The sequence below is a fragment of the Jejubacter calystegiae genome (genome assembly GCF_005671395.1).
GTDB classification, from domain to species: domain Bacteria; phylum Pseudomonadota; class Gammaproteobacteria; order Enterobacterales; family Enterobacteriaceae; genus Jejubacter; species Jejubacter calystegiae.
On record NZ_CP040428.1, the window covers coordinates 1,018,962 to 1,030,630 of the forward strand.

General features: G+C 57.3%; 7 protein-coding genes. 3 read left to right on the plus strand and 4 right to left on the minus strand.

The window, feature by feature from the left end; translation table 11 throughout:
• Positions 1-13: 13 nt before the first annotated feature.
• Together fliS and fliD are read right to left on the minus strand one after the other, a co-directional pair.
• Entirely contained in the window at positions 14-400 is a 387-nt protein-coding gene (fliS, locus tag FEM41_RS04735) for a flagellar export chaperone FliS (RefSeq protein WP_138094894.1), read from the minus strand.
• Between the two features lie 59 nt (positions 401-459).
• Positions 460-1,908: a flagellar filament capping protein FliD gene (gene fliD, locus FEM41_RS04740; RefSeq protein WP_138094895.1), complete on the minus strand. Its 1,449-nt coding sequence runs from the start codon at positions 1,906-1,908 to the stop codon at positions 460-462.
• Positions 1,909-2,317: 409 nt separating this feature from the next.
• Here fliD and FEM41_RS04745 point away from each other — a divergent pair, with 409 nt between their 5' ends.
• The 3 genes from FEM41_RS04745 (at position 2,318) to FEM41_RS04755 (ending at position 6,085) form a co-directional block, all read left to right on the plus strand.
• Positions 2,318-3,394 carry a FliC/FljB family flagellin gene (locus FEM41_RS04745; protein ID WP_138094896.1) on the plus strand — a complete coding sequence of 359 codons (1,077 nt, stop codon included), beginning with the start codon at positions 2,318-2,320 and terminating at the stop codon, positions 3,392-3,394.
• A 157-nt stretch (positions 3,395-3,551) separates the two neighbouring features.
• Positions 3,552-4,277, plus strand: coding sequence for an RNA polymerase sigma factor FliA (locus tag FEM41_RS04750; RefSeq protein ID WP_138099111.1), 726 nt, complete (start codon positions 3,552-3,554; stop codon positions 4,275-4,277).
• A 146-nt stretch (positions 4,278-4,423) separates the two neighbouring features.
• Complete coding sequence (locus FEM41_RS04755; RefSeq protein ID WP_138094897.1) at positions 4,424-6,085, plus strand: methyl-accepting chemotaxis protein; 1,662 nt, start codon at positions 4,424-4,426, stop codon at positions 6,083-6,085.
• Positions 6,086-6,599: 514 nt separating this feature from the next.
• Here the strand turns inward: FEM41_RS04755 and FEM41_RS04760 are convergent.
• Positions 6,600-8,750, minus strand: coding sequence for a virulence factor SrfC family protein (locus tag FEM41_RS04760; protein ID WP_138094898.1), 2,151 nt, complete (start codon positions 8,748-8,750; stop codon positions 6,600-6,602).
• A complete protein-coding gene (locus FEM41_RS04765) occupies positions 8,747-11,668 on the minus strand; it encodes a virulence factor SrfB (RefSeq protein WP_138094899.1) in 2,922 nt (973 codons plus the stop codon). The genes FEM41_RS04760 and FEM41_RS04765 overlap by 4 nt, the downstream gene beginning before the upstream one ends.
• Position 11,669: the final 1 nt, after the last annotated feature.

Here is an 11,669-nt window from a genome sequence, read left to right on the forward strand (position 1 = left end):
TCAGTTTCAACCTTTAGTTCGGCGCTATTTGTTTCCACGCGTCCGAAATACTCATTAAGAGCTCATCGACGTGTTGTAAAGTATCAATATTGTTATCCAGGTTGGCCCGCATCAGCGTCCGCGTCATGTAATCATAAAGCTGCTCCAGATCGAGCGATATTTCGCCCCCTTTCTCATGATCGAGTGACGCACGCAGCCCGTTATCAATGATGTTAATGGCTTTAGTTATCGCCGCTCCCCGGGCCGATACATCGCCCTTTTCCATCAGGATACGGGCGCGAACCAGCGCGTTGTGGGCGCCATCAAACAGCATCGAAATCAGCTGATGCGGGCTGGCAGACTGAACCCGACTCTGCAGATCGACCTGTGCATAGGCTTTAACGCCCTGGCTACCGTACATATTTCATCTCCTTCCCTGAGTAAGGCGCCACGCGGCGCCGTTACTGCTTGTTACTATCATCATGAGTACTGCATCAGCATCGCGGTAATTGAATTACTGGTTCCGGTTAACTGCGTCATAACGGAGTCCAGGTTCTGGAACTGAGTGCGGTAGCGTTCAACCTGAGCATCAATCAGTTTCTGGGTCTTATCAATCTGCGTTTTCACCAGTTTGAGCTGCTCATCAAGACCATCTTTGGTCTGCTTGATGGTGCCTTCGATTTTTTTCTCTTCATCCCCGGCGTAGGTAGTGATCACCTCGCCCAGCTGCACGGCCAGCCCGGGATTACTGCTGGTACCCGCAAACATCTTCTCTACCTGGTCGGGGTTGTCCGCCAGGGCTTTATCCAGCTTGGTTTCATCCAGCGTCATCTGGCCGGTAGCAGCATCGATCTTGATACCCAGATCCGCCAGCGCCCGAATATCGGCATCCGAATCGCCATAGATGCCGTTGGATATACCGCGAATCTCATCCACCATACCGCGCAGCGTCGAATCGCCCATCAGGGCGCCGTTCTGGCTATTTGGGGTGGCAACTTCACCATCCTGCAGGCCGGAAGCATCGTTCGCGACCCATTTACTGGCGCTGGAGGTCTGGGTCAGTAGCGCATTGTAGTTCTTAACGAAGTCCTGGATGGCGGTTTTGGCAACGCTGGTATCTTTGGTCAGAATCAACTGCTCGCCATCACCATCCTTGGAAACTTTATTCAGCGTCAGGGTCACATTATCGATAATATCGGTAATGTTATTGCTCGGGCGGGTATACTTAATGCCGTTCACTTCCAGCCTGGCGTCGCGGGCTTCCCCGACTTCGCTCATATTATTGTTTTTGCCAAGCGCTGGATCGTAACTCAGCACTTCACCCAGCTTATCGTCCCCCTCAACCCGAACGCTCATCTGCCCCTCTTCGCCGGAGGTTTTCGAGGTCAGGATCAGCTGGTAGCCCTCATCGCTACGCACCACGCTGGCTTTAACGTCCCCTTCGGCCTGGTTAATCTTTTTGGCGATCTGGTTAAGGGAAGTTTCATCGTCCGCCAGGTCGATCCGCATCTCTTCGCCATTTTTATGGGCAATCACCAGAGTGCGATTACCGCTGCCGTTAGTACCCAGGCGTTCGTCGGCATCGCTGACCTTGCTGCCATCCGTCGCCAGCGAGTGGGAGGACGCCAGTTGAGTCACCACCACCTTATGGGTGCCGGACAGCGCGCCAGCGCTGGCGGTAGCGGTAAAGGCTTCGTTGGAGCTCAGTTTCTGAGTATTAAACGCATCGCCGCTCAACTGCTTCGTGGTGGTCTGCAGCGTTTTCATTGCGTCTGTAATCTGCCCCCAGGCGGAAATTTTGGCCTGGAAGCTGCTTTGCCGATTGGTATAAGGCGTTAAGCGCGTCTGCTCCGCCGCAGCGATCTGAGTCAACAGGGCGGCAGTATCTAATCCCCCCGTACCAACTCCAAGTCCACTAATGGTTGCCATAACGTTTTGCCCTTTTCCTGTGCTGTAGAAATCTTCTGTTCTTCAGCCATACCTATCGGCCTGTCGCGAGCAAAAGTTTAATCCTTTTCGCCAGGGTCAATGGCGAGAGAAGGCGGTAAAACCGTCGCTATATTTCGGCTTAAGATTTTTCTTCGCACGCTCCAGGAACGGTAAAACAGACAGATAAATAAAGAAGGAAAAAACGCCTGACAATCCGGCAACTCAGAGACCGGAAAGCTAAATGAGAAAAACAAAATAGCTAAAAATCAAATAGTTGATTTGTTTTTTCACTAACTGAAAAATTTCTTTAAAGTAAAAAAAAACCTCACCGATAACTGTAGTGCAAGCGGGAAACCGCAAACGACACTGAACGGCTGTAACAGCACAGCAAGCAAAAAAGGAATGAATCATGGCACAGGTTATCAATACTAATACTCTGTCTCTGACCGCTCAGAACAACATGAACCGCTCACAGGGTGCGCTGGGTACCGCGATCGAGCGTCTGTCTTCCGGTCTGCGTATCAACAGCGCCAAGGACGATGCCGCTGGTCAGGCAATCTCTAACCGCTTCACCGCCAACATCAACGGCCTGTCCCAGGCTTCCCGTAATGCCAACGACGGTATCTCCATCGCTCAGACCACCGAAGGCGCGCTGAACGAAATCAACGACAACCTGCAGAACATCCGCCGTCTGACCGTACAGGCGCAGAACGCCACCAACTCCGGCTCTGACCGTAAGTCCATCCAGGACGAAATCGACCAGCGTCTGTCTGAAATTAACCGTATCTCCGAGCAGACCGAGTTCAACGGCGTGAAGGTACTGAGCAAAGATCAGACTCTGAGCATTCAGGTAGGTTCTAACGATGGCCAGACCATCGAAATCAACCTGAACAAGATGGATGCCACCACCCTGGGTATGGATGGCTTTAACGTAAACAACGTTGCCACCAAGCTGAAAGAAGGTTCTAGCATCACTACAGGTAGTGAGTCTTATAAGCTGACTGCTACGGATATGACCACCTACAATGGCGGCGTGGTATCCATGAAAAATGACAGTGGCGACGACGTTGTCTATGGTATTAAAGAAGCGGCTGATGGCGCCAAGACCTACTTTACACTGACAGCAAAAGCGGGCACTAACGCAGGCGATCCGAGCGAGCTGGACTCAGCCGCGATGACGGATACGACTACCATCGCAAAAATCGATGCTGCCTCTTCCCCGCTGGCTGACATCGATGCCGCTATTGCTCAGGTTGACGATCTGCGCTCCGGTCTGGGTGCGGTACAGAACCGTTTTGACTCTGTTATCAACAACCTGGACAGCACGGTTAACAACCTGTCTGCTTCCCGCTCTCGTATCCTGGACGCTGACTACGCGACCGAAGTGTCTAACATGAGCCGCGCGCAGATCCTGCAGCAGGCGGGCACCACGGTTCTGGCTCAGGCCAACCAGGTTCCGCAGAACGTCCTGTCTCTGCTGCGTTAATTCGCAAGCCACCGACAGAAAACAACCCTCGCCGCTCTGCGGCGAGGGTTTTTTATACCCGCAATAAGGGGGTGTTTCACGGGTTTATTCCGGCCATTGATTCCACATTAACCAACGATAATAAACGCGGGTTTTAGATTGTCGGATAAGCGTGATGGTGAACAACTTATATACTGCGGCAGGCACGGTAACAGATAAAAACGCGCTCTGGACGGAGTACGCGCCACTGGTACGCCACGAGGCGCTGCGCCTGCAGGTGCGCCTGCCCGCAAGCGTCGAACTGGATGACTTAATTCAGGCCGGCATGATCGGGCTGCTTAGCGCCATCGACGGTTACGATCCCCAGCAGGGAACCCAGCTACGCACCTGGGTCACTCAGCGGGTACGCTGGGCGATGATGGATGAACTGCGCGAACGCGACTGGGTTCCGCGCCGGGTACGTAGCAATGCCCGCGACGTTTCCGCCGCTATTCACCGGGTTGAACAACGGCTGGGCCGCACCGCTTCGGAGCCCGAAGTCGCCGAAGAGCTGGGGGTGGATCTTGAAACTTACCAGCAAATTCTGATGGATACCAATACCAGCCAGCTCTTCTCCCTGGACGAACTTCAGGAAGAACAAGGGGGCAGCATGGAACTGCCCGATGAACAGCACGCACGCCAGAATCCACTCCAGCAGCTTCTTTCCAGCAGCCTTCGCCAGCGAGTTATCGAAGAAATTCAAAGACTTCCTGAAAGAGAACAGCTTCTGCTCAATCTCTACTATCAGCAGGAGCTGAATATGAAAGAGATTGGCGCCGTGTTGGGGGTAGGCGAACCCCGGGTCAGTCAGCTTCACAGCCAGGTCATTAAGCGCCTGCGCGCCCGCCTGCAATCCGCCGAATAATCTTTCTATGTAAGAAAACGTCAGAGCCCTCTCAACATGACTGACGTTTCTTTACACTCTGCGATACTCAACGCCTGGTTAAATAACGCAAGGTTCCGCCAAATTTACCGATAACACTAGCGTCAGTCTCCACCAGGAAGAGAGAAATGAAAACCCTGAAGTTATCCACGTACCTGAAAGGTGCGCTGGTCATATTTTGCGTTATCACCTTTATTACCAACGCGATGGTGATTATTAACGCCAATAAAACCCGCGACTCTTTTGCCCTATTTAGCCTTGCCGACAGAAACTCCCGGGAAATATCCCGTCTGGTGGATGCGCTCTATAGCGTTCGCGGCGACCTGAACTACGTTCACAACGACCCCAATATGTCCCATGAAACCATCGACAGAAAACATCGTGAAATTCAGGAGTCCATTGCCCGGGCAAAAGAACACGCCCGTATTTTCCAGGGTCTGGAACGTTCCAGCGCAGAGACCCGCATGAGCGCTGAAGAGATCGTCAAAGCCTTTAACGCGCTCGTCGCCCGCTATGACGGAAATATCCAGCAGTTGGAAAACTACAACAATACCGGTTTCGACAACGGCGAATATGAACGCAAGCTCAGCACGGCCATCGATCGCTATATGCAACAAAACAAAGCCGTCAGCCTCCATGCCCAAACAGATGCCGCTGGAGATCGTACCAAAGCGATCTGGACCGCCATCGTCTTTATTATTGTCACCGTCTTCATCTCCGTCTTCGCCAGCTTCTGGCTGCGCAAGAACCTGTTCCAGCGCCTGAGCTTGACTGCAAATACGCTGGAATCTATCGGTCATGGCGAGCTGTATCACAACTTCGACCCCGGCCCGCGTAACGAGATTGGCGAAATGCTGCTGGCACTGAAAAATATGCAGACCTCACTGGTTGATATGGTCAGCAAGATTCAGGGGGGATCAGCAAACATTACCACCAGCGCCGGCCGAATCGAGGTGGGCAACAACGATCTCTCTTCCCGTACCGAACAACAGGCCGCAGCGCTACAGGAAACCGCAGCCAGCATGGAAGAGCTGCGTATTACCGTGAAGCAGAACGCCGACAACGCCCGTCACGCCAGCCAGCTTACCGTGCACGCCAGCGATGTGGCCCGTAAGGGCGGCGAAGTGATGACCAATGTCATCCAGACCATGGATCAGATTACCGAAAGCTCGCGTCGGATTGCCGACATCAACTCGGTCATCGACAGCATCGCCAACCAGACCAACATTCTGGCGCTTAACGCCGCCGTGGAAGCGGCCCGGGCAGGCGAACAGGGTCGCGGCTTTGCAGTGGTGGCCAGCGAAGTGCGTAACCTGGCGAAGCGCAGCTCCGACGCCGCCAAAGAGATCAGCGGCCTGATTTCTCACTCGGTAGAAAGCGTTAACGACGGCGCAAAGCTGGTTGAAAAAGCCGGTGAAACTATCCAGGGCATTGTGACTTCTGTTGCCCAGGTGAGCGACATCATGAATGAGATCACCTCAGCCACCGATGAACAGAGCACCGGTATCGATCAGATTGCCCAGGCGATTAATGAAATGGACCTGGTCACCCAGCAGAACGCCTCGCTGGTTGAAGAGGTGGCATCCGTCTCCACCACCATGTCTTCTCAGGCTAATGCCCTGAAAAGCAGCGTGTCGATTTTCCAGATCCGTGAGCACCAGGAGCCGGTACGCCATAAAATCGTGCGCCCTGAACCGAAAATCGCCCACGTCGAAACACCGGCGAAGCCTGCCCGTCAACCAGCCAAAGAGGAGAAGACGGAAGTGCATGACGAATGGGATACCTTCTAATCCCGTCTTAGCGTTCATCTTGATGTAGCAGACCAGGCGGGGTTCTCCTCGCCTGTTTGCTTCACGCTGTTTTTTTCAAATGACACCGGCAATACCTTTCCTGATTCATCTGGGTAGAAGATGAAAGACGGCAACACTCCCCGGCTCAAAAATGCCGACAGGATTCCGGCTCTCAGGGACGCCCCGCAGGGATGCGGGGCGAGGATGCGCCTTACAGGGACGTTACATCGCGCCCGGTCCCGTTAAGAGAGCCGGGAGCACGGAGGGGACCCGAAGGGCATTTTTTTCGCCGGGCGCCGGGGGTTGTCAGGGGGCCGGGCGTAAGGCCACCTGACCCGTTCACCGGCTCCGCTATTTGCATAAGCAAAATCACCTTAAGGTGAACGGAACCTTCCCCCTGCGCTGCATGTTTATCCAGAAAATGGACTAACCACGATAACTTCATTTTCACGCTAACCTGCGATGAACCAAAAAAAAGCCCCCGAAACCGGGGGCAAAGGGCGGTGTAAACCGATTACTGCGCCTGTAACAGCGTACGCAGCATTAAGCAGGCATCGGGGCTGACATCCTGCGGATGGCGATAGTTAATGTTCTCCGTCGCGCGGGTCCAGAGCGCTACCAGCCAGTCGTACACATAGTGCGTGGCGGCATGCACCGGGTTCGCCTCCAGCTTCGTCAGTCGCTCGCTGCTGCGTGGGCGCACGCCAAGCGAAAAGATAGGGTGACCCGGGTTCCAGCGGCTGGCCGGACGCACGGAAGCATCCAAACCGGCATAGCCAAGCCAGGAGATAAAATCACTCAGGGCAGACATCACCCGGGCGCTGTCCGCCAGCGCGCTACGCTCACAGCCCACCAGAACCCGGGTAAACACCCCCGGCAGATTCAGGCGATAGCTGGTGGTAATCAGAATTTCGCACAGGGTACGACGCTGCGGGGTCGACAGGTTCAGGCCGTCGCTCCCCTTCTCTGCCCACTGTCGCAGGTGGTTCACCCACAGCCTGTGTACCGCATGTTCGAAATCGGCGCGACTGGCTTCAGGGGCAGCCACATCACGACGATCGTCTGCAAACAGATCGAGAGAAAAATCAAACAGATCGGTACCGGACTCCAGCGACGGCGGATACTGCTGCCACACGCGCTGTAGCGCGCTTCGGGCAGGCAGTAAGGCATTCAACAACGCGCCATGGCCCGCCGCCTGCTGCTGTAGCACCCTGACCAGCTCTTCCAGTTCAAGATTACTGGCCGGCCCCAGAGTGGCGGGATCCACTAACCAGCGCCGGAACAGTTCGCTGACCTCCGTTTCCAGTTCGCGCTGACGACGCTGGATCTGTGCAGTCCGTCTGTCATCCCCCAGGTTATCACCCAGCCAGCGCACCAGACGCCGGGCGTCGTTGTCCGTGATGACCTGGCAGACTCCCCAGGGATAGCGGGCGCTATCCAGCAGGCTCTGCACTGCGCTGTCTATAGATTCTGCGCCGGGAACAGCGTCGAAACGGGTATCAAAGGGCGTAATGGCCCAGGCCAGTCGCGGCGTGTCGGCAGTCGCAGGCAGCCAGTCAATCAGCAGGGAAGCCACCTCGCGGTTATCCTTGCGCTCCTGCACCGACTGACACACCAGCAGCAGATCGGGTTCGCCGTTCTGGCGATAAAATTCGCTCAGGAAATTACGCTTACTCAGGCCCAGGTTACGCCCGGTATCACGCTGAAAACCGGGGATATCCAGTACGTTAAGCGCTGGCAGATCTTCAACAGACCCGGCGCCAGAGGCCAGTTCGGCGCACAGCAGGGAAAGCTGGCTACAGGGTACGGCGATCGGCTCTGCAAGCTCGCCCCCCACCAGCGGGCGGACGCCGATCGACGCCGCTTCGCCTGTGGACTCCTCAGGAGCCAGGAACTCCATGACCGGCTGGCGATATCTGTCCAGCAGCAGTTGCTCCGGCGCCAGAACGTAACGCGCATTGCCCAACTGTTGCAGGGCAGAGGTCACACCCTGCCAGCGCCGGGTCAGCGCGTGGTTGTCACCCCACAGCAGCGCCAGGCAGCGCGTGCGCTGCGCCAGACTCATCAGCGGCAGCGCTTCCGCCATTTGGCTCCAGATCCCCGGCTCGGCAATGCCCGTTAACTGGCGATAAGCCGCGGCCAGTCCGACAATCTGTTCCGCATCGATGCCGGTGGCTTCGCCGCTGTCGTAGCTGCGGCGAGCCTCGTCCAGACGCTCGCGCATCTGCGCTGGCTCAAAGGGGCGGCCATCGCCGCTGGCCATATGGTGACGCAGGAAAATCTGAGCCAGTTCCCCTTCGTTGAACAGCGTCAGGTACAACGGAAATCCCGGGTGCTCCGGCCAGTGGGCAGGACCAAAACGCACGGCCATCTGCGGCTGTTTGTCAGCCCCTGCCAGCGCGCTTAAAAACGCCGCGTGTTCCGGCTCCGTGACCATCAACTGTCTGAGATGGGCCTTACCCCGGGCCGAATGACCATACAGTCCCACGGTGGGCAGCGCGGCCGTCGCGCACTCGGCCTGTAAATACTGCTGACGTACCTGACGCAGGCGCAACAGAATACCGTCAGCGACATCGTCCAGCAGCGGCGATTGCTGGCGATTCACCGTCACCCAGTGGAACAGCGCGCTAAAGACGGCGGTGTTTAATGAAATAGAGGCGCTCATTTGTTGTACAGGTTCCCGCTGTCAATCCAGTATTCAGACACGCTGCCGCGTGAGTCGGTCAGGGTATTTAAGGTCAGGCTCAGCCGCTGCGGCGACACCTTCTCGCCGCTGGCGAGCCGGGCTTCAGCCAGTACGAATGCCTCTCCCTGTCCGGCTTCCTTGTTTAGCGCCAGGCGCACGTAAAGCGGCCCCTGGCTGGCAATGGCCACCGTCAGCTGCGGATCGACGATATTCAGGGTGTAGAGCGGCGTGGCGGGCCAGCGGGCATTATCCAGCTGGCGGAAACCCAGCCGAACGTTGCCGCGAATCGCAAAGGCGTTATCGCTCTCCAGACAGCCCCGAGGGTCATCCAGATCGATATCGCGATACCAGATATCTTCATCCGCCAGGCGGTTCTGTTCGTCCAGGACGCCCAGGTAACGAATGGTCGACCAGGCCTGAATCCCCGCGGTCTGGAACAGGAAACCCGGCAACCGCAGGGACTGTGACAGACTGAACAGCATGGCGCCCACCGCCGCGGTGGACTTCGGGTGGCCGTTAAAGGGGTACCACTCATGCACCGGGTAGTCGTTCATCATCACCATACGGTTGACCGGTACCGGTTGCAGATAACGCAGCAGCGCCTGAATACCCGGCAGTCCCACGGGGCGGCCGGTCATCAGTACCAGGTCGCAGTCGTACCAGGTGACGGCCTCGCACAGCGCATGCAGCGGCGACGAGATGGCAAAGCGCCGTTCCAACACCGCCTGCTGCAGCTCGGTAAAGTTGGTCCGCAGCGGCATGGCCGCTAAATCGAAAGGCGTCGCGTCATCCGCCAGCGCAGGCTGCACCAGTCGGGCGACTTCCGTGATCAGCTCATCTGAAAGCGGGTCCGTCAGCATATCGCCCGCCAGCATGTCGAGCCCGGGCAACCGATCGTCCGGACGGCTCCGTTCCCAGGCGGCCAGAATGGCGTTACCAAGCGGAATAAAGAATTGCAGCGTCATCTGCTGGCGCAGCATATCTCCGGATTCGGGGTACTCAGCTTCACCGACCAGCCGCTGCATCAGGATATCGATATCGCGCGCGCCGCACTGGCGTAGCCAGTTTGCCAGCGCCGGCAGCAGACACTGGCCAATCACGTCCAGCAGAATGTCGTCGCCCGCCACCCGGAAGCCTTCCCGGAACAGCAGGCGCGGCGTTATCCGCACGCTGCGGCTGTCATCTTCCTGCAACGAATACTCTGTAACGGCCATATCGGTGGTCCCGCCACCAATATCGATAGAGGCCACCCGCAGCGGATAGCGCTGTTCCGGGTCAACTCCCGGCCGGGCCAGCGCACTGAACAACGCCCCGGCGCTTCCGGCATAGTTTTGATGAATCTCGTTATACAGCCAGAACATCTGGCCGCAGCTTGCCTCGTCCCATTCGGCCTGTACCACAGGCAGCGGTACGCTACGTCCCTGGTCCGCTTCCTGTGGATGCCAGCCCATAGCGCGCCAGACCAGGTTAATCGCCTGCTCCATCCGCTGGCGGAAAATATCACGCTCCCTGGCCGGCATACCGGTCGGCAGGGTTAAAATTAAGGTCCGCAGCTGGCGCGGCGCATCGGGGCGCCCCATGCGCAGGCGGTTATCCACGCTGTTAATCTGACTCAACGCCTGGGCCAGCAGCTCGCAGAGTAACTGGGTCATCAGCGCGCTGCGGCTGTAGTTTGCGGAAAATACCGGCAGACGCTCATCAGCGGGGAGCTCCGCCAGCGGCACGCCTTCGTCGTTCATCAGCATCATCAATGGCCGGACGATGGCTTCCGCTTCTGCGCCGTTAGCGCTGCGGCTAAAGCGCCACGCATTATCCACCGGCGAACAGTCCCACAGGTAGCGACGCGGGCTGGAAAGGCTGCATGCGCCGGAAATGGCCGGACGTCGGGCCGCAAGCTGGCAAGCGTCATGGCCCACCCGCGCCTGTGAAGGCCAGATGAAGGCGTCGTCGCGCCCGCTTTCCACGGAATAAAAACGCTTGCCGAAATCGGCACGGGCAAAAGTCAGGCGACTAGGGAAAAACGACGCGCTGGCGAACTGCGGCGCCTCTGGCGAACGTAGCTGAAGCTGTGCGGTATGGCGCAGGCCGTTATCGCCAATGCCGTGATCTTCGATCAGGAGCCCGCAGGTGTGGGTATTCCCCACATCCAGCACCAGATCCGCCGGGATCGTCTCCGTAGGCGATCCCGCCGCGACGATCTTAAGCTCGGGGATCGCCAGGTGCTGCCCCATCAGTTCCAGCAGATTCAGCCAGTGCGCCTGATATTCGAATTTTTTCAGCGCCAGTTGAATATCGCCCTGGGTTCGGTCTTCCAGCTCCGCGGCGGTCATAAAGCTTTCCCGCAGCCAGCCGTCTACCCACGTCTGATCGATAAAGTCATCCAGCTCGCTATCGTGCCAGGCCAGCGCAAAGCGCGTACCGGCGGTAATATCGCTCTCGACCGGCGCCAGCAGCTCTTCCCCTTCGACATCGCGGGCGATACGGGTATCCAGCGCCAGCGTCAGGCGGTGGGTATGGCCTGCGTCATCCGGCTGCGCCAGGCGGCGAACCTGGAAGCGCGCCCAGTTGCAGGGGCCCTGGGCAAAGCGACGCATGGCGCTCACCCGCAGCACCGGCAGAGGCAACCATTCGCCATCCAGCAGATTTAAAGAGTGGCTGATGGAAATCCGGCTTTCCGGTTCAACCACCTCTGGCGTGCCGCCATCGTGGGCAGGCAGGGTAAACTTTTGCCGGTCCTGGTCCCACGACAGACGCAACAGCGGACCATTAGCTGTTTTACGCACAAAACAGCCGGATGCTCCCGGTTCGGCCAGCGTGATGCCAAAGTCCAGGAACTGAATGCCGCTATCCCGAATCAGGGAGACATCATGACGGTACGGATACAGATTAACCAGCATG